This window comes from Endozoicomonas sp. ONNA1, from assembly GCF_024606325.1.
GTDB lineage: Bacteria > Pseudomonadota > Gammaproteobacteria > Pseudomonadales > Endozoicomonadaceae > Endozoicomonas_A.
The window spans coordinates 17,646-36,816 of record NZ_JAHHPN010000218.1; the positions used below are offsets into that span (position 1 = coordinate 17,646).

The following is a 19,171-nucleotide window of genomic DNA, read 5'->3' on the forward strand; positions in this document are numbered from 1 at the left end:
TTATCAGTCTTTGGGCAACTAGCAGTTGCCCGGCTTGATGATCCTTTTCCACAACATAGGTCTTGATTGAGGCATTCATCTGAAATAGTGTACCCGTAGCTTGGAATCGGATCGGTATCATCAATCTCTCTTATGCATAGATTCGTTCGGATATGCTGTTTTCATCTAGTTATATAAAAAAATTTTTTATTACAAATTCAAAAATACTGGTATCTTTTGTATTCTCGGTCGTGGCTGGAATCTGCATCGAGCCTGAAACAGATTTCCTGAGGCCTAACGGAGACAGGCCATTGGATAGCTCGCCAACTCAATTAGAAAATTATTCCCATGTATAAATACGATGAGTACGATCAACGCATCGTCGACGAAAGAGTGAGTCAGTTCAGAGACCAGACTCGACGTTACCTCGCCGGTGAGATCGCAGAGGACGATTTTTTGCCCCTGCGTCTGCAGAATGGCCTCTATATCCAGCGTTTTGCTCCCATGTTGCGGATCGCAATTCCTTACGGTTTATTGAATACCCGCCAAGTCAGAAGACTCTCTGAAATCTCGCGCAAATACGATAAGGGCTACGTGCACTTCACTACCCGTCAAAACGTTCAGTTGAACTGGCCTCTGCTTGAGCAGGTTCCTGAAATTCTCGCTGATCTTGCGGAAGTTGAGATGCATGCAGTGCAGACCAGTGGAGCCTGTATTCGTAACACGACTACCGATCAGTTTGCCGGTGTTGCCCGAGATGAAATTGTAGATCCAAGACCCTGGTGTGAAATCATCCGTCAGTGGTCCACATTCCATCCGGAATTTGCCTTTCTGCCCCGAAAATTCAAAATCGCCGTTTGTGGTTCTGAAGAAGATCGTGCTGCCACTATGGTTCATGACATTGGTGTTCATGCCTTCCGAAATGAGAATGGCAATGTTCGATTCAAGATACTGGCCGGTGGTGGACTGGGACGAACACCCATGGTGGCAAGTGTCATCAGGGAGTCCATAGAGCCTGAGCATTTGTTGACCTATCTGGATGCCATTCTGAGGGTTTATAACCGCTATGGTCGTCGTGATAACAAATACAAGGCGCGCATCAAGATTCTTGTAAAAGCAATGACACCTGAGGTGTTCACCGAGAAAGTGGAATCAGAATGGGAGCAGATCAAAGACTCTGCATCTCTCTTGCCTGAAGCCGAAATAGAGCGTGTCAGCCAGCACTTCATTGATCCGGAATACAAAGGTCTGGTGGATCAGGACTTTAATGATCTTGCTTTGCAAGCACCGATAGGTTTCCATTCCTGGCTGAAGCAGAATGTATTTGCCCATAAGAAACCGGGTTACTGTGCCGTTACTGTGACATTGAAAGCTACCGGGGAGGCTCCTGGTGATGTCTCTGCAGAACAATTGGATGTGATTGCTGATCTTGCCGATCAGTTCAGTCTTGGAGAGATCAGAGTCAGCCATGAGCAGAATCTGATATTTGCAGACGTCGAACAAACGGCACTGATTGAACTTTGGGAAAAATTGTCAGCTGTCGGTCTGGCGACGGCCAATCGTGGCCTATTAACCGACATGATCTGCTGCCCGGGTGGTGATTTCTGTGCACTGGCCAATGCTCGATCTATTCCCCTGGCAGAAGAGATTCAGCGCAAGTTCGACGATATCGACTTTCTGCATGACGTCGGTGAGCTGGACCTGAACATTTCAGGTTGCATGAATGCATGTGCCCATCACCATGTGGGTCATATAGGTATTCTGGGTGTTGACAGAAAAGGCATTGAATATTATCAGGTTCAGGTCGGTGGCTCTGCTTCAAAAGGGGCAACCCTGGGCAAGATTATTGGACCGTCCTTCAAGCGTGAAGAAATTCCTGACGTGCTTGAGAAAATCCTCAATGTTTACATAGAGCAGCGTCGTGAAGATGAACTGTTTATTGATACCTGCCAGCGCATTGGCATAACCCCTTTCAAGGAGCGTGTGTATGCCCAGGCTGCTTAAAAATAACGAAGTTTTTGAGGATGATTACCAGATTCTGGATTCTGAATCTGAAGATCTGGCATTTACAGGGACACTGTTGATCCCGGCCAGGGAACTCGATCAACATGAGAAACTGCTTGAACAAAAGCAGCAGCCAACAGGCTTGTTCCTTGATAGTGATGACAATGTCGAAAGTTATGCTGACATACTGTCCAGCTTCGACTTGATCACCATTAATTTTCCCAAGTTTATTGATGGTAGAGGCTATTCTCTCTGCCGCATCCTCAGGGACCGTTATCATTACAAAGGGGATATCAGAGCCGTGGGTGACGTGCTTATCGATCAGATTTTCATGTTGCAGCGTTGTGGCTTTTCAAGTTATTACCTGAGAGAAGACCAAAAAGCAGAAGATGCTATCAAGGCATTGGATACTTTTAGCCTCAGGTATCAGGGAAGCAGTGATGACCCTGAACCACTCTATAGAAAAAGAAAGGTATCTTAGAAGAGCCTGATCGATCTTGTTAAGGGCTGCAATCCAATCTGCAGCCCTACCCTTCTCTTGTTTACCGGACTCCCAACCTTGGGTATATACTTGGTCTTTTAGCTTCAAGCAAAATGCGGGCTGGAATAGCCCTTTTATAAACAATCATTTATCTGGCGAGTCTAATGGAAAGTGGTTCCCTGCTCTTCTCTTTCTTTCTTATCTTCAGTGGTGCTGCAATACTCGCTACTGCCGCGCTATTTACCCGTCAACCTCTTCTGGTTGCCTACATCGTACTGGGTGCCTTCCTCGGCCCCTATGGCATGGAAATGGTTACGGATACCGGGCTTTTAAATGATATTGCTCACGTCGGAATTATATTCCTGTTGTTTTTGCTTGGACTGGATATGCAGCCTGCTCACCTTGGTCATCTGCTCAAGAAAACAGCTACGGTAGGACTCATCAGTTCGATCATATTTGCACTAACCGGTTATGGACTGGGGCTGGCATTTGGTTTCAGCCAAAAAGAAGCCGTCATAACCGGTGCTACAATGATGTTCTCCAGTACGATTATTGGTATCAAATTATTGCCAACCACGGTACTGCATCACAAACATACCGGAGAGATTCTTGTCAGTCTGCTGCTTTTGCAGGATCTGCTGGCGATTCTGGTTCTCCTGTTGCTTTACAACTTTGATGGTGGATTTGCTAACAGTAGAATGGACGTTCTGATGGCTCTCGCCGCATTACCCATGATCATAGCTGCGGCTTTTCTGGCAGTTCGTTATGCTCTGTTGCCATTGATGGCACGCTTTGACCGGTTTCATGAATACATGTTCCTGTTAGCCATTGGCTGGTGTCTTGGCTTCGCTGAACTGGCCCATGCCTTGAATCTTTCCTATGAAATTGGTGCCTTTATTGCCGGGGTCAGCATTGCTACCAGCCCGATTTCTCAATACATTGCCATTAATCTAAAGCCATTGAGAGATTTCTTCCTGGTTCTGTTCTTCTTCTCAATCGGTGCCAGCTTTAACCTGAATTTGTTTGGAGATGTTTGGCTACCTGCCCTGATCATGACAGTTATTTGTCTGCTTCTTAAACCCGCCACATTTGGTATTTTGCTGAGAGCCAATGAGAAAAAATCAACGGCATGGGAAGTAGGTTTCAGATTGGGCCAGACCAGTGAGTTTTCTATTCTGATTGCAGTACTGGCAACGGGACAGATGTTAATCGGGGAGATAGCAGCTCACGTCGTCCAGGCAACTGCCATACTGACTTTAATCATCTCTTCCTACGTTGTAGTGTTTAATTATGAATCACCCATAGCTGTGTCGGAAAAGCTGAGAAGAGACTAAATCGGGATAGGGCGTAGCCTCACAGCTACGCTCTATCCCGATCAGACAACTTTGGAGCAGTTAAGAAAAGTATCGACCCTGAGACAATCTTTCCCAGATTTTTCCAAAGGCATTATCGAGAGTCGTTTCAGCGGCCAGGCCCAGTTTGCTGGCCATTCCCTTTTTCACTTCATAGCTGACCTGAATAATGTCTACTGAGTCTACCTTGCTATAGATATATTCATCACTGGTCATGACTTGATCAATCAGGTTTTTCGCAATTGCCTGACGGCCATACCAGATTTCACCGGTGGCGATCTCTTCTATGTTCACCTGCTCACGTTCTTCCTTGATGAAATCTTTGAACAGCTCATGAGTATCCTGAATATCCTGCTTGAACTTATCACGGCCCTTTTCAGTGTTTTCACCAAGAACTGTCAGAGTGCGTTTAAATTCACCGGCAGTGTGCAGTTCAATATCAACGTCATGTTTCTTAAGCAATTTGTTGATATTGGGCAGCTGAGCCATAACCCCTATGGAGCCAATTATGGCAAAAGGCGCAGCAACAATCTGATTAGCCGTACAGGCCATCATATAACCACCACTGGCAGCCACTTTATCGACTGCAATGGTGAACTTAACACCACGATCTCTGATACGTTGTAACTGGGAAGCCGCAAGACCATAGGCGTGAACCATGCCTCCAGCACTCTCCAGCTTAAGAAGTACTTCATCCTTATCTGTGATAACAGAGAGTACTGCGGTGATCTCTTCCCGAAGAGACTTGACCGCAGAAGCTTTCATATCGCCATGAAAATCAAGGACATACAGGCGTGGTTTTATTTCCTTTTCTTTATCCTTTTTCTTTTCCTTGTCAGCTTTCTTTTTTTCCTTAGCCAGCTGCTTCAGGCCTTCCTTGTCGAGAGTCGCATGCTGAAGATCATCCTTCAGGTGCTGAAAGTGTTCATTCAGTTTCTTGATTTCAAGATGCCCTTTACTGATCTTTTTGGATTTTTCTCCCATTGCTGCTACGGCAAAAATGATGATCAGCAGTGCCACAACAAATGTGACCACTTTGGCAAGGAATAAGCCGTATTCCGCCAGATACTCCAAGAGAGCCTCCCATGATACATGTCAAAATGAGTGCTTAAGGATACCTGAAAAAGAGAATTTGTTTTATGGGTTTAGGCAATGGTTTACATTTCCAGTTGTCCAGACCAAAAACAGACACCTCTGAAGCTCTTGTAAGCAGCGAGCCCAAAAATAACGTTATCAGCGTCGATCACATGAGATGGGCAGCACAGGATTCATCTGCACAGGGGCCACAAGAGCGATAAAAAATCCTATAGATCCCGAAGATATTCCCTGAAAAGTGCTCTGATTTAACGTAAGCATGAAACTGTCGAGTGGTTCAGACCTCACTCTCAAGTTCCTTAGTCTATGCTACGTGCAGGCACTAAACATGATTTAGTTGAGTGACTATGATCAAACGACACATGTGTACCGTTCTGCTTGTCTTAAGCTTACTTTGTAATCACGCCCTTGCTGACACAGCTTGTGAAGTTAATAATGGCAAAAATCAAGACTTCAGAAATTTTCCTACAACGCCTGATGATACGATCTTAAACAGCCGTAATGACGGGGTTGCAGACACTTGTGTTATAAACGGCGAACAAATAAGAACATTTGACTATAGCAGTGGCCTCACCGTTAATATCACCAAATCACCCATTCAATTGCTTTATATGAACACATATATTTTTGGTGGCCTGACCGTTAATGGCAATGACTCCAGCAATGGTCTGTTTATCATTGGTTCTGAATTTGGATCTACTATCGAAGGTGACGTCAACATTATAAACAAAGGTAAATTAGAGCTTGTCAGCTTCAATAATAGCTCTTCAACACCTCGATTTCATTATGATAACGCCATTATTAATATTGAAAATGACTCAGCCTTACAAATTGATTACAACACATCGAATATAACTGGTTACTACATGTCATTAAGGGCTATTACAGGTGAAGGTGAAACCGTCATGAATAACTTTGGCCCTAAAAGGGATTTCGAGCAAGGGAGCTTATATATACACACAAAAGATAATGACAATTATGTCTATAATGGCGATTTCGTTACTTCTAATGGCAAGCCCATAGAAAGTTTACATATCGACGGCCCAGGAAAGTGGACATTTACAGGTGATATTAGAAATGCTGGAACTGGTGGCACCATAGGTTTCACAGATGGTTTTGAATATATTGAAGTGAACCGGGGCAGTACATTAGAGATCACCACAAAGCCTTTTATTTATGGCAGCAGAGTCGATATTGGTGGCACGCTGATCTTTAATCAAAGTTTTGACGGCACTGTATCAGGCGCTGAGTTCAATGGTGACGGGAAAATTATTAAAAAAGGGACATCCAATGTCAGTTTAGCGGGAATTAACAGCAGTTTTCGTGGTGATATTCATATTGAAGAAGGCACTTTAAGCTTGATAGGCAGCGCCAACCTTAGCAATTCGGGTTGGCTCTATATCAACGATGGCACCACTCTCAATGTCAGCCAGGGAGGCAATACCCGTGCAATTAACAGGATTGCCGGCGCAGGGCGTATTGAGTTAGGCAATAGCACTGTATATAGAATCATTCAATTAGCCCCTGGCGATAACGGCATAGGTGTTTTATATGTCAATGGGTCAGGCACACTTGATTTTTCAAATACTAAAATTTCCATTGAATTAGATCCGACTTTAAGTGCTATCCCAAAAGAAGGCCTGACTCACGACAGCGTCATAGCTAACTCAAAAATCAATGTAAATAAAACGACCACAATCGGTCTATATAACCTGCAAACAAATGCTTCACCTGATGAATTTCTTCATGGCAAACGGTTTACCGTTTTAAGAGCTGGTTCAGGACTATCATCTTTGACCGAGACTCAGATAAATGAAGACCCCCAAAGCTTTAATCCCTTTATAGAGGTAGACACATCTAAAACCACAATCACAGATACTGATGTCACTGTAGAGTTTGGTGTAAAAACCGTTCAACAAGCCACAGAAACCATAGCTAGGATTGATACAAAAGCAGTTAATGGAGCTTCAAAAAATAAACAATTGGCTGCTGCTCAGTATATCGAAAAAGTTACGGGCTTAACAGGCACTCAAGCCCCTTCAGAAAAACAGATTGAAAACAATAGTTTTTTTCAAGGGCTGACTGGCTTGGATTTAGCTAATATGGCTTCTAATAATAACCCTGAAGCTTATGCCTCTAATATGAGTGTTGCTCTTGAATTTAACAGTTTGGTTGCTAACGCCGTCTTTGATAATGGCTTGAGTAAAATCACCTCACGCAACCTTACCCAAGTGATTAACCCTGATACCAAAAAACGTTTATGGCTTTCTACATTAAACACCAACGGTAAAGTCGATGGGGACTCAGGAAAAACTGGGAATTATGAATACAGTCAAAGTTTATTGCTTCTTGGTTTAGACGCTTTCAATCAAAGCCAACAGACTCTTGGTTTTTTTGTAGGCACAGGAAATCCCGAATTAAAAGAGCACGATCATATCAATCAAAAGTTCAACGCTGATAGCTGGCTAGTAGGCAGCTATTTTAACTGGCAATTTAACTCAAGATATAGAATGAACACCATGATGTTTCTGTCCCAGAATGACTTTGAATCCAAAAGAGCTAATATCAATACAAGTGGGCAAAGCACAAGCGCTTCTGAATCACAATACAAGCAAACTCTTCTCACCCTGGGCATTCAAGTTGAAGATGTATTTAAACAGTCTGACAGCTTACTGTTGGCTTCAATATTTGGGTTTAACTACACCTACCTTGATCAAGGTGCTATTAAGGAAAGTCGCGGAGGTGAAGATTATGACTATGAAATCGATAGTGCAGACGCTCAATCTCTAGTTCTGGTAGCCGGGTTAGATACTTTGATTGAAGCTTCAATTGCAGAAAAACCCGGTTATGTCGACTTTAGAATTCGCTATGAGTTTGACATAACAGCTAATCGAAAAGAAACTCATGACTTAGATGCAGGCTTAGCTGGCCAGAACAAGGACGAATTTTCCGGGCAGAACCGAGGCCCGCATGCTCTGATGTTTGGAGCAGGCTATAACATCAATCTGACAAAGTCATTTAATCTAGGTACTGATGCAAGTTATACCATTAGATCGGAGGGGCATGATTATCGCGCTGGGCTTAATCTGGCTTATTTATTCTGATTATTGAATCCTCTCAAGGTAGATCGTTGCAATGGTTTTATCAGTCCCATGTTTGGTTTGATTGCCAATCCTTCACATTGGACTCAGACGACTGCGTGCTGTTTACTATTGGTTCGACAGTATTTTCTGACTGTTTAGATTTTGCACGGAGCGTTTAGTTGTTATTCTTTAAAAATATGATTGTATAATATTATTTATCTATTAAATGCCTGGCTATTGTGAATTTAGGCGGAACGTCCGGTAGGTTATTTCTCTGGAACCATTCAGCGCTCACAAGTTCTTTCTCTTCAAGAAAAATCTCCCCTGATTTATATTCGGCGTGATAGCCCAGCATCAAGGCATGAGGAAATGGCCAACTCTGACTGAGCTGGTACTTTATTTCACCGACCTCCAGACCGACTTCTTCTCTGATCTCTCTCACTACAGCTTCCTCTGCACTCTCTCCTGGCTCTATAAAACCGGCGATAACCGTATGCATTGTCGTATTTCGCAAATGTCGTCTATGACGAACGAGCAATATTTCATCACCTTTGTGAATAAGAACAATGATGCACGGAGATATCCTTGGATAGTAAGTCATCTCACAAGCTGGGCAAGACATTGCCCAGTCCCCTTCGCCTGACATGCACGGGCTACCGCAGCGGCCACAGAATTGGTGGTCTCTCCTTGATCTCAAGATTTGAGCTGCATGGCTGTATAATGCCACCATTGATTCAGGCTGCATTGCCATATACTGTCGGGCGTCAATGGCACTGCCCTCATCTGGAATACGGTCTGTTTTTATAACCGAGACCGAATACTTGTCCAGTGTTCCGGTTCTGATCGCTTCGAGGCCATCCATCCAGGAGCGATTCTCCCAGAGGAACCCGCCATCAGGATTCATCACGATGTCATGACCAGAAAGAATCAAAAAACGATCAGACTGATCTCCTTTCTGAGTCCAGCCACTTGCAGGTTGGTATGGCATAAATGTCACAGCTCTCGTTGATGAATCAATCGTTGGCCATTGCAAACTTCATTTATCAAAAGCAATCACCAGTCTTGCTGACCTATTTTTTGCAGTTTTTCCTGATGCAGTTTTAATTCAGCATCGGTCGGTTTGATGATTTTCAAGGCAGGCCTGTCTGAAGATAAACGTCTGATAACCGTTACATCATCCTCTGTCCCCTCTCCTGCTCCACCCAAGAGCAGCGAAGTCTGGCCACCGGTCATGGCGAGATATACTTCAGCCAATATTTCAGAGTCAAGAAGCGCCCCATGGAAGGTACGGGCTGAGTTATCGATAAAATAACGTTTACACAGTGCGTCCAGGTTATTTTTCTGACCTGGGTGTTTCTTTCTTGCTATGGCAAGGGAGTCGGTAATTTTACTGTAGTCCTCTACCTGTCCGAGGCCGGGGTCCAGCCACTTGAGCTCATGGTTGAGAAAGTTAACATCAAAGGGGGCGTTATGAGCAATCAGTTCAGCATCCTTGATAAAATCCAGAAAGTCTTTGGCCACTGCTGCAAAGAGCGGTTTGTCCCGAACAAATTCGTTGGTAATACCGTGAACCTGAATAACCTCATCATCCATATGCCGCTCAGGATTGATATAGACATGATAGGTATTGCCCGTCAGCTTCCTGTCAATCATCTCCACACAACCGATTTCGACAATTCGGTGGCCCTGTGAAGGGTCGATACCGGTGGTTTCCGTATCCATTATGATCTGGCGGCTCATTGCTTCTTACCTTCAATAATCTCTTGGGCACCGCGACAGGCGAGTTCATCGGCCATTTCATTTTCCCGATGTCCTGCATGCCCTTTCACCCAGCACCATTCAATCTTATGGCGGGTATTCTGAACATCAAGCCGCTCCCATAAGTCCTTGTTTTTTACAGATTTACCTGCTGCTGTTTTCCAGCCTTTGCGTTTCCAGCCATTCAGCCATTCGGTAATACCCTTTCGTACATATTGGGAATCGGTCGTGACACGGACCGTACAGGTCCGTGTCAAGGTTTCCAGTCCCATAATAGCGGCCATCAATTCCATACGGTTATTGGTGGTTTCCTTTTCACCGCCATACAATCCTTTTTCAGCAGTGCCATAACGCAGTACCACCCCCCAACCTCCGGGGCCAGGGTTTCCTTTGCAGGCACCATCTGTAAAAAGCTCAACTAGCTTGCTCAACGATTATCTCCCACCCGGCTGGACCCTGTAATCGGCTTTCCGACCAAGGATTGCCCCATTGAGGACCAGACAGGCTTGATCGGTGTCATGCCTGGCACTTCCCGGGTAGCAACTATGATGTAAAAACTGCCAAAGGGCAGCATCCAATTGTGACAGCGTTGTTCAATCACTTCCGTCTTCAAACCCATTGCAGAGTGGTTGGAGGGGAACAGATAGGCACCATGAATCACTTTCTCAACACTGAATCCCAGCAGGGTTAACCAGTCTTTCATCCGGCTGGGACTGATGAACTGAACCCCACGGAACAACTTTCGATAACCCGGAAGTATCATCCGCTTGATATTGCAGAGACTCAAAGGGTTAAAACCCACTACAATCATCTTGCCTCCGGGTATGATGGTATGACCGGCTTCGCTGAGAAGCCGGTGCGGACGATCAGACACTTCTACCATATGATGCAGCAAGACTAGATCCAGGCTGCCCGGAGCAATCGGCCAGTGGTAAGGATCAAGCAGTAATGAAGACACTGGTTCAGTGTTCAAAGGGTGAAACCGGAAGTTCCGGCTGACTTGAGAGCCTGACAGCAGAGAAGAAGTCGGGGATACGGATAACTCGACAGCGTGATAACCAAAGATATACTTTAACTCATGTTCTATGTGACAGCCTTCTGCCTTGAGCACAAACTCTCCTGCGCCGGACTGCATCCACTCCTGCAGGGCCCGCAACTTTTGAGGCATTTCAGGTCCGGTCGATTTTTTAAACCATTGCATCAGGCTTTTTCCATGTATGCTGTAGTCAAATCAGCAAAAACCTCGAGCCAGAATATAGTCCTGCTCAATTACACATCTTATCTGGCACGGCAGGATTCGACCAGCATCGGTGTCATCCCTTATAACAATGGTAAAGAAAACAGTACAGACTTTATACGCAAAATCTGTAAAATTGATTGTCTGGCCATTCCAGACATTAGAATGTTATTGACTATCACCCGACAGAATGTCCTATGATCCACATACAAGCTATCAAGGCTTTTCAAGATAACTACATATGGCTGCTTTCTGAAAGCGGCAGTCAACAGTGCCTGGTTGTTGATCCCGGTGAAGCTGACGTGGTTGAGAAAGCAATGAAAAGTCTGAATCTGGCGTTATCGGGCATTCTGATTACCCATCATCACTGGGATCATACGAATGGTATACAAGCGTTGACAAAAGACCGTAATATTCCCGTCTATGGCCCTGATAATGCTGAAATTTCCGGTATTACATACCCCCTGAATGGCACAGAGACACTGACAGTGCTCGGCACCGAATTCAACATTCTGAAAACGCCTGGTCATACGCTTGATCATATTGCCTATTTCGCCAATCCAGATCAGGACGACCCCATCCTGTTTTGTGGCGATACCCTATTTTCAGCTGGCTGTGGTCGACTGTTTGAAGGGACTGCTGAACAGATGCTGAGCTCATTGAATAAACTCCGTTCTCTGCCCAAAAACACCCGGGTATACTGTGCACATGAATACACTCTGGCTAACCTGGCTTTTGCCCGGGCCGTAGAACCCGCTAACCCCTCTATTAAGGAGTATCGCAATAAAGTCATTCAGCTTCGCGAACAGGGCAGGCCAAGCTTGCCTTCCAGCCTGGAGCTGGAATTTACCATCAATCCATTCCTGCGTATTGACCAACATAGTGTCATTACTGCAGTAAAGGAGCACGCCCCATGTACTGTCCTGTCAAACGATGCAGAGGTATTTGGAGCATTACGTCATTGGAAGGATCAGTTTTGATGACGATAAACATTGTGTTCCTTCACGATAAATAAATTTTTTATGTCTGAACCTTTGAATACAGAGCAGGCGTCCGGTCGTTATACCGGACCTCAAGTTAAACCCCTGGTTCGAGTCCTTGGCGCCGCCACACTCGTTATGACTCTTACAAGCTGTATGAGTACTTCTACAGAACAAGCGGGTACCAGTTCACCGGTCAAAGCTGAGCAAAATGTTACCAAAGGCAAAATGGCCAAGAAAGCGGTCAGAAAGCAGGTAGCCAAGCAACCAGCAACTGACCTTTGGGACAGGACCCGTCGAGGTCTCGCCATGGACCTGGATAATAATCATCCCCGGGTATTGGCAGAATTGCGCTGGTATAAGAAAAACCAGGGCTACTTTGACCGGGTTTCTGATCGCGCCAGTCCCTATTTCTTCTTCATCCTGATGGAAGCCGAGAAACGTGGCGTTCCTCTGGAACTGGCATTAATGCCCATAGTGGAAAGTGCCTTCGATCCATTTGCTTATTCCCATGCAGGTGCATCCGGCTTGTGGCAATTCATGCCAGCTACTGGAGAACATTACGGACTAAAGCAGAACTGGTGGTATGACGGTCGTCGTGATGTGGTTGAAGCTACCCGCGCAGCACTCGACTATATGGTCAGTCTCAACAATATGTTTGATGATTGGGAATTAGCGCTGGCTGCTTTCAATTCAGGGCCCGGACGGGTTATGAATGCGGTCAACAAGAACAAGAGACAGGGTAAATCGACTCGCTTCTGGCATCTTGACCTGCCAAGTGAAACCACCGCCTACGTCCCTAAGCTGATCGCCTTGGGCAAGATCGTTCGTAATCCGGCAAAATACGGTATCAAGCTGAAGCCTATTCCGAACAAACCACATTTTGCCAAGGTTAAAACCGGTGGTCAGCTTGACATGGCCAAGGCAGCCAAGTTGTCAGGTATTAGTCTGAATGAGTTATATCGATTGAATCCCGGGCTTAATCGCTGGTCTACCCCACCTTCTGGTCCTCACTATCTACTGATTCCTATTGCAAGGGCCGAATCCTTCCAAACTGAACTGGCTCGATTGCCTACGGAGAAACGTATGCAATGGCGCCGTTATTCCGTGAAGTCGGGTGATAGCCTCAGCAAGATTGCCAATACCTTCAATACCAAGTCCAAATTCATCAAGGAAGTTAACAAGATGGATACAGACTTGATCAGGGTTGGGCAGAGCCTGTTGATTCCTGTCCCCGCCAGAGAGAAGGAAAAGTATGCCCTGACAGCATCACAGCGTCGCATCGCCAAACAAAACACCCAGCGCACCGGTCGGCAAAGATTGAATTACTCCGTTAAATCAGGAGACAGCTTCTGGAGCATAGCTAAAAAGTACAACACTGGCGTTCAGGAACTGGCTCGCTGGAATGGCATGTCACCCAGAGATAATCTCAGAATCGGACAGAAACTGGTGGTATGGAGCAAAACCAATGCTGCCCGGAACGGTGTTGTTCGCAAGGTCAATTACAAGGTTCGCAGTGGTGACTCCCTGTCCCGTATCGCTGACAAGTTCAATGTAGCGGTAGCTCAGATCAAAACCTGGAACACCTTTGACAGCAAATACCTGCAGCCCGGCCAACGATTGACTCTCTACGTTGATGTGGCGCGCGCTTACGAATAATCAGCCAAGATGCCCAGACCCGATTTTTCACGGGTCTGACATCCTTCCCTGTAAAGCGCTCCCTTGAATTGTCGATGTCAAGTTCATTCGGTTTAATATTACCGGGGAGCATCATTGAAACCACTGACGCTATTTTTACTGCTCTATTTACAAGGAATGCTGGCAATTGCCAAAAGTGAGCAGTGGCAACACCATCTGTCCATCATGGACGAACCGCTCTATAAAAAAGATTTTAAGCACTTCCAATACGTCAACCCTGAAGCCCCCAAAGGTGGCCATTTGCGATTAGCAGCCCTGGGAACCTTTAATACTCTGAATCCATATAGTGCAAGTGGAATAGCCCCCACACAGGCAAACAATACTTACCGCTTCGGCTTTCTGGAGTTAAACGAGCCCTTGATGGTGGGCACTGGCCCTTATGCCCCCTCCATGGAACATAAAAGTACGGCTTATGGTCTGATAGCTGAAGCGGTGGCCTACGATCCGGAAAAACAAAAGCTCTCATTCAAGCTGAGAAAAAATGCCCGTTTCCATGACCAGCACCCGATTACCACCGAAGATGTTGAGTTTTCCTACAAGATACTGCTGGAACAGGGACACCCAAACTTCAAACTCGCACTGGAGCAGGTTGAACGCATCCAAATTGAAGATCGGTACATCATCCACTTCTTTCTGAAACCCTCTTCCTCTAAAGCACTCCCACTTAAACTCAGTGAGCTGCCTGTGTTACCAAAACATTACTGGCAGAATCGTGATTTTTCAAAAACCACACTCATACCACCTTTACTCAGTGGTCCATACAAGATTGCCAGGGTCAGACCGGGTGCAACCATCGTCTACGAGCGAGTCCCGGACTATTGGGGAGCCGAGCTAGCTGTTAACAGAGGCCTTTATAATTTTGACAAAGTCACTCTGAATTTTTACCGTGACCGTCATGTCAGCTTCCAGGCTTTTAAAAAAGGCGAGATTGATGTCCACTACGAAGGTGAGGCGAAAAACTGGGAAACAGGTTATGACTTTCCAGCCATGCAACAGGGCAAGGTTATCAAGCTGAATATTCCGGACAAAATGCACTATGGCAGAAGGTTCTTTGTTTTTAATCTCAAATCCCCACTGTTTCAGGATCGAAGAGTCAGGCAGGCTATCAGCCTGTTGTTCGACTGGGAATGGTCTTCAACAAAGCTCTTCTATAACGCCTATATCCGAACCACCCATTTCTTTAGTGCCCATGAGAATAATACTTCTGCCCTTCCCACACAGAACGAACAGGAACTGTTTAAACCTTTTCGATCGATATTGCCACCGGAGCTCTGTTCCAGGCCATTCGAGCTCTCAAAAACAAGCGGGGATGGAAATATCACAGCTCAACGAAGACAAGTCCTTAAACTCCTGAAAGAGGCCGGCTGGCATTACCATCAGGGGCAATTATTAAACGCTCGAAATGAACCCTTCCACTTTACATTTCTTCACTACTCAAAACTGGCTGACCGTTTCATACTCCCTTTTGCCGCCAACCTTGCCAGTGTAGGAATCAAAATGGATTTTCGGGCTACAGACCTGAGCCAATACCAGCGAAGACTGAGAGAAAGGGATTTTGATATGGTTCAAACAACCCTGATGGTACCTTATCTCCCCGGCGAACACCTCAAAGGATTATTTCATTCAGAATCTGCAGATATTAAAGGCAGCCAGAACCTTGCCGGAATTCATAACCCGGCCATTGATGCCTTGATTGATCATGCGCTCTCAGCCCATAGTAAAAAGGATCTTTATACCGCGATGCAGGCTTTGAATCGTCTTTTGCTCTGGGAGCATTACTTCATTCCTAACTGGCAGGGTCGTTTTATAAGAATCGCATACTGGCAGCACCTGCAAACTCCTGAAACTTTCCCACCCTTTGGTATTCGTCTTACGTCATGGTGGATGAAACCCAAATCTTCAGCTGGCTCAAAACAGAGAACAGAATGACTATTAAACCATGGGCACATACTCTTATTGCTCTGATTCTTGCCTGCTTTTACGCTTCTGCTCAGGCCGGTATTCAGCAACCTTATCACAACAGTCATGCTATTAACCTGATCGGCACTCCCAAATATCCTGCTGACTTTCAACACTTTTCCTATATCAATCCTGATGCTCCCCGTCAGGGCAAGGTCAGACTCGCTGCTCTTGGTACCTATGACACTTTTGACCTCTTTAGTGCCAAAGGACTACCTGCAGCCGTTGGTCCTTACATCTATGACAGCCTGATGTATGCCAGTCGGGATGAGCCCGGCAGTCTTTATCCTCTGATCGCCGAACGTGTCGAATACCCTGATGACAATCGCTGGATACGCTTTGTTATTAACCCAAAAGCCCGTTTTGCCGATGGCAGCCCAATTAATGCCGAGGTCATAAGAGATACCTTTCTTCAATACAAAAATGGTGATTTCTCCAACTTTAAACACCTTTTAAAGGATGTTGATCAAATAAAAATTGAACCCGGAAACCGGGTAAAACTTACCCTGAATACCCCTGAAGACAAGAAGTTGCCCTTTCGACTGGCCCAGTTACCCGTAATTCACAACAGCTACTGGCAACAGTCCCGGGGAGACGATCATACGATCCATATTCCTGTCAGCTCAGGCGCTTACAGCATCAGACAATACGAGCTTGGCAAGAGCGTGTTTCTTGAGCGAAACAAGCATTACTGGGCTGAAAAACTGCCAGTGAATATTGGTCGAAATAACTTTGAGCAGATCAAATTGGAGTATTTCAGGAACTCTACCCTCTCTCTGGAAGCTTTTCTTGCTGGGCAATATGATATCCGAGTCGAGAATCTGGCTAAAAACTGGACTTATGCATACAAGGGAAAAGACATAGATACCGGGAAGATTATCAAGAAAAATTACCCGCGCAAGAGCTTTCAGGTTCAGTCGTTTATCTTTAACAGTCGAAAAGACCTCTTTCAGGATCAACGCGTCAGAGAAGCGATCAGTCAGGGTTATGATGCAGCCTGGACCAACGCTAACCTCCTTTATGGTATCTATTCAGTGCCCGGGAGTCTTTTTGCCGGTACGGAGTTTGCCCAAACAGGAATACCCGATAAGGCTGAAGTCAAACTGCTTGAGCCTTATCGAAATATCCTTCCTGAGAGACTGTTTAAACAATCCTGGACAGGCTTAAAAACGGATGGCACTGGTAATATTCGGAAGCAACTCAGTTATGCCAATCGCCTTCTAAAACAGGCAGGCTGGGAACTCAAAAATGGCAAAAGGGTCAACAAGGAAACCGGCGAGCCACTGAAGTTCGAACTGATGCTGGCAGTGCCAGAACAGGAACGTGTTGCCATACCATTCAAGAGTAATCTGAAGATACTCGGTATTGATATGCAGATCGTCTCGGTGGATGTCTCCCAGTACGTTCGAAGAGTGCGCAATCAGGATTACGATATGCTGCTCAGAACCTTCCACCAGCCTGATCTGCCTGGCAACGAGCAAAGAGAATACTGGAGCAGCAGCAGTGCCAATGAGCAAAGCACCCAGAATCTGGCAGGTGTCAATCACCCTGCTGTTGATGCCATGATTGAGCATATTATCAAGGCTGAATCGATCGACCAGTTACAAACAGCCACAAGGGCTTTGGATCGTATCTTGCTCTGGGAAAATTACACTATTCCCCAGCTCTATCATCGTTACTGGCGGGTAGCACACAGACACCGTTACAACTATCCTGAAAACGAAGGTCTATACGGCCCCATAGACTTGAGTATCTGGTGGGAGGAAGAGCCAAAATGACACGTCTGGTCATGGGTATACTCCTGATAGTAACAGCCTGTTTCGCATGGGGATCTGACAAGATCCCTCTGAAGCATGCCATCAGTCTCTATGGCGAACCAAAGTACCAAAAAGATTTTGAACACTTTGACTACGCCAACCCGCAGGCCCGAAAAGGCGGTGAATTCAGACAGGCAGTGATTGGCCAGTTTGACAGTCTTACACCTTTTGTAGATCGCGGTTCAGCAGCCGCTGGCAGCGACTTGCTCTATGACACCCTGCTGCAAAGATCCTGGGACGAACCTCTAAGTAAATACGGTTTGATTGCTCAAGCCATTGAGTTAGACCCGGATAACCACTGGGTTGCCTACTACATTAATCCCAAGGCCCGCTTTAACGATGGCCACAGTGTGTCAGCCAGTGATGTCAAATTCACTTTTGATCTCTTAAGGGAGAAAGGCTCAACGTTCTACCGTCATTTCTATGATGATATCGAGAAAGCTGAAGTCACAGCGCCCATGAGGGTTCTATTTACCTTTAAAAACAACAAAAACCGTGAGTTGCCACTGATCCTGGGGCAAATGCCCATACTTCCCGAACACTACTGGAAAGACAGGGTTTTTCCGGCGCCCGGGCTTGAAGTCCCCATCACCAGCGGCCCTTATCAAGTGGCTAAAATCAATCCCGGACGATCCATCACTTACAAGAGAAACAAGGATTATTGGGCTCGTGAACTGGCTGTTAACCGGGGTCGGTATAATTTTGACCGTATGGTGTACGAATATTACGGAAACGAATCTGTGCTCCTCGAGTCACTCTTCAGTAATCAATATGATTTCAGACTGATCACAGATCCAACGATCTGGAATACTCAGCTGAGCGAGAACCGCATTAAAAAATACCGTCTGATACAAGAAGTTATAAAGAACCATAACCCCCAAACCCTGACGTTAACCTACAATACACGGCGACCTTATCTAAAAGATGCCAGAGTCAGGGAAAGTCTGGGATATGCTTTTAACTTCGAGCAGATCAACAACCATCTTTTCTTTGGGATGTATCGACCTGCTGAAAGTTTTTTTGCAGGCTCTGAACTGGCGGCCAGTGGTACCCCTTCTGCTGATGAACTCAAATGGCTGACTCCCTGGCAACAAGAACTTCCGAAAGCTCTCTTCCATGAACCTTTCAAAGTACCTGATAGTCGACTGGCATCGGGCGACCGATTGAACAATGCAAAAGCGCTCACGTTGTTAAAACAGGCGGGCTGGCAGATAAAGAATAATCAGCAGGTTAATGCCAGGGGTGAACCACTGGTTCTCAATGCTCTGGTGGCCAGTGAAGAGCACGAAAAAGTTCTGCTTTCCATTAAGGATGGACTGAGTCATCTTGGTATTACCTTGAATGTTCAGCGTACAGACCCACTTCAGATGGTAGCCAGATTACGTGAACTGGATTTTGAAATCATACTGCACACCTATCGACACACCGCGTCACCCGGAACTGAACAAGCATCTTTCTGGGGATCGGAAACCGTTCAGCAACCAGGAACCAGAAATCTCTCGGGCGTGCATTCACCGGTAGTCGATCAATTAACTAACCTGATTCCATCGGCTACCAGCCGTAAAGAACTGCTTTCCATGGTTCATGCCCTGGACAGAGTTCTGTTATGGGGACACTATTCTCTGCCTCTCTGGTACTCTCCTTCCTGGAATGTCCTCTACCGGGACACCCTGAGGCATCCTGTGATTACACCGCTCTATGCTCTGGATCTGACTACATGGTGGCATG

Annotated in this window: 15 protein-coding genes; 10 read left to right on the top strand and 5 right to left on the bottom strand. The window is 45.7% G+C overall.

Translation table 11 applies throughout. The annotated features are described in order from the left end of the window. The first annotated feature begins 327 nt into the window (after positions 1 to 327). The 3 genes from KDK19_RS05135 (at position 328) to KDK19_RS05145 (ending at position 3,798) form a co-directional block, all read left to right on the top strand. The gene (locus KDK19_RS05135; protein ID WP_257291483.1) at positions 328 to 1,983 is read left to right on the top strand and encodes a nitrite/sulfite reductase; all 1,656 of its coding nucleotides are present in this window, start codon (positions 328 to 330) and stop codon (positions 1,981 to 1,983) included. Next, on the top strand, positions 1,967 to 2,464 hold the full coding sequence (locus KDK19_RS05140; RefSeq protein WP_257252622.1) for a DUF934 domain-containing protein: 498 nt from the start codon (positions 1,967 to 1,969) through the stop codon (positions 2,462 to 2,464). Before KDK19_RS05135 ends, KDK19_RS05140 begins: the two co-directional genes overlap by 17 nt. A 164-nt stretch (positions 2,465 to 2,628) precedes the next feature. After that, on the top strand, positions 2,629 to 3,798 hold the full coding sequence (locus tag KDK19_RS05145; RefSeq protein WP_257274353.1) for a cation:proton antiporter: 1,170 nt from the start codon (positions 2,629 to 2,631) through the stop codon (positions 3,796 to 3,798). Positions 3,799 to 3,858: 60 nt separating this feature from the next. Here the strand turns inward: KDK19_RS05145 and sohB are convergent, their stop codons facing one another. Further along, on the bottom strand, positions 3,859 to 4,890 hold the full coding sequence (gene sohB / locus KDK19_RS05150; protein WP_257291484.1) for a protease SohB: 1,032 nt from the start codon (positions 4,888 to 4,890) through the stop codon (positions 3,859 to 3,861). 368 nt (positions 4,891 to 5,258) lie between these two features. Between sohB and KDK19_RS05155 the strand changes: the two genes are divergently transcribed. Next, the gene (locus tag KDK19_RS05155; RefSeq protein WP_257291485.1) at positions 5,259 to 8,015 is read left to right on the top strand and encodes an autotransporter outer membrane beta-barrel domain-containing protein; all 2,757 of its coding nucleotides are present in this window, start codon (positions 5,259 to 5,261) and stop codon (positions 8,013 to 8,015) included. Positions 8,016 to 8,205: 190 nt separating this feature from the next. Here KDK19_RS05155 and nudC read toward each other — a convergent pair whose 3' ends face one another. From nudC to KDK19_RS05175, 4 genes are all read right to left on the bottom strand, one after another. After that, complete coding sequence (gene nudC / locus KDK19_RS05160) at positions 8,206 to 8,982, bottom strand: NAD(+) diphosphatase (RefSeq protein ID WP_257255640.1); 777 nt, start codon at positions 8,980 to 8,982, stop codon at positions 8,206 to 8,208. A 65-nt stretch (positions 8,983 to 9,047) separates the two neighbouring features. Next, positions 9,048 to 9,734 (bottom strand): DNA polymerase III subunit epsilon, encoded by a 687-nt coding sequence (gene dnaQ, locus KDK19_RS05165; RefSeq protein WP_257255639.1) that lies wholly within the window; start codon positions 9,732 to 9,734, stop codon positions 9,048 to 9,050. Then, positions 9,731 to 10,183, bottom strand: a complete 453-nt coding sequence (rnhA, locus tag KDK19_RS05170; RefSeq protein ID WP_257255638.1) for a ribonuclease HI — start codon at positions 10,181 to 10,183, stop codon at positions 9,731 to 9,733. Before rnhA ends, dnaQ begins: the two co-directional genes overlap by 4 nt. Then, complete coding sequence (locus KDK19_RS05175; protein WP_257291486.1) at positions 10,180 to 10,953, bottom strand: class I SAM-dependent methyltransferase; 774 nt, start codon at positions 10,951 to 10,953, stop codon at positions 10,180 to 10,182. The genes rnhA and KDK19_RS05175 overlap by 4 nt, the downstream gene beginning before the upstream one ends. Positions 10,954 to 10,965: 12 nt before the next feature. Between KDK19_RS05175 and KDK19_RS05180 the strand changes: the two genes are divergently transcribed. The 6 genes from KDK19_RS05180 to KDK19_RS05205 form a co-directional block, all read left to right on the top strand. After that, positions 10,966 to 11,190 (top strand): hypothetical protein, encoded by a 225-nt coding sequence (locus KDK19_RS05180; RefSeq protein WP_257274564.1) that lies wholly within the window; start codon positions 10,966 to 10,968, stop codon positions 11,188 to 11,190. Continuing rightward, a complete protein-coding gene (gene gloB, locus KDK19_RS05185) occupies positions 11,187 to 11,969 on the top strand; it encodes a hydroxyacylglutathione hydrolase (RefSeq protein ID WP_257279515.1) in 783 nt (260 codons plus the stop codon). Before KDK19_RS05180 ends, gloB begins: the two co-directional genes overlap by 4 nt. 42 nt (positions 11,970 to 12,011) lie before the next feature. After that, positions 12,012 to 13,628 (top strand): LysM peptidoglycan-binding domain-containing protein, encoded by a 1,617-nt coding sequence (locus KDK19_RS05190; protein ID WP_257255635.1) that lies wholly within the window; start codon positions 12,012 to 12,014, stop codon positions 13,626 to 13,628. A gap of 114 nt (positions 13,629 to 13,742) precedes the next feature. After that, the gene (locus tag KDK19_RS05195; protein WP_257255634.1) at positions 13,743 to 15,596 is read left to right on the top strand and encodes an extracellular solute-binding protein; all 1,854 of its coding nucleotides are present in this window, start codon (positions 13,743 to 13,745) and stop codon (positions 15,594 to 15,596) included. Beyond that, positions 15,593 to 17,404: an extracellular solute-binding protein gene (locus KDK19_RS05200; protein WP_257279516.1), complete on the top strand. Its 1,812-nt coding sequence runs from the start codon at positions 15,593 to 15,595 to the stop codon at positions 17,402 to 17,404. The genes KDK19_RS05195 and KDK19_RS05200 overlap by 4 nt, the downstream gene beginning before the upstream one ends. Then, positions 17,401 to 19,171 (top strand): extracellular solute-binding protein (locus KDK19_RS05205; RefSeq protein ID WP_257291487.1); only part of this gene is annotated, 1,771 nt, incomplete at its 3' end. The genes KDK19_RS05200 and KDK19_RS05205, both read left to right, overlap by 4 nt.

What these genes read in the sequence shown, in the direction of transcription:
- nudC (WP_257255640.1), bottom strand. Translation starts at nt 8,982, where the DNA reads ATGCCATACCAACCTGCAAGTGGCTGGACTCAGAAAGGAGATCAGTCT.
- KDK19_RS05145 (WP_257274353.1), top strand. Translation starts at nt 2,629, where the DNA reads ATGGAAAGTGGTTCCCTGCTCTTCTCTTTCTTTCTTATCTTCAGTGGT.
- KDK19_RS05190 (WP_257255635.1), top strand. Translation starts at nt 12,012, where the DNA reads ATGTCTGAACCTTTGAATACAGAGCAGGCGTCCGGTCGTTATACCGGA.
- KDK19_RS05140 (WP_257252622.1), top strand. Translation starts at nt 1,967, where the DNA reads ATGCCCAGGCTGCTTAAAAATAACGAAGTTTTTGAGGATGATTACCAG.
- KDK19_RS05175 (WP_257291486.1), bottom strand. Translation starts at nt 10,953, where the DNA reads ATGCAATGGTTTAAAAAATCGACCGGACCTGAAATGCCTCAAAAGTTG.
- KDK19_RS05135 (WP_257291483.1), top strand. Translation starts at nt 328, where the DNA reads ATGTATAAATACGATGAGTACGATCAACGCATCGTCGACGAAAGAGTG.
- gloB (WP_257279515.1), top strand. Translation starts at nt 11,187, where the DNA reads ATGATCCACATACAAGCTATCAAGGCTTTTCAAGATAACTACATATGG.
- KDK19_RS05155 (WP_257291485.1), top strand. Translation starts at nt 5,259, where the DNA reads ATGATCAAACGACACATGTGTACCGTTCTGCTTGTCTTAAGCTTACTT.
- dnaQ (WP_257255639.1), bottom strand. Translation starts at nt 9,734, where the DNA reads ATGAGCCGCCAGATCATAATGGATACGGAAACCACCGGTATCGACCCT.
- KDK19_RS05180 (WP_257274564.1), top strand. Translation starts at nt 10,966, where the DNA reads ATGTATGCTGTAGTCAAATCAGCAAAAACCTCGAGCCAGAATATAGTC.
- KDK19_RS05200 (WP_257279516.1), top strand. Translation starts at nt 15,593, where the DNA reads ATGACTATTAAACCATGGGCACATACTCTTATTGCTCTGATTCTTGCC.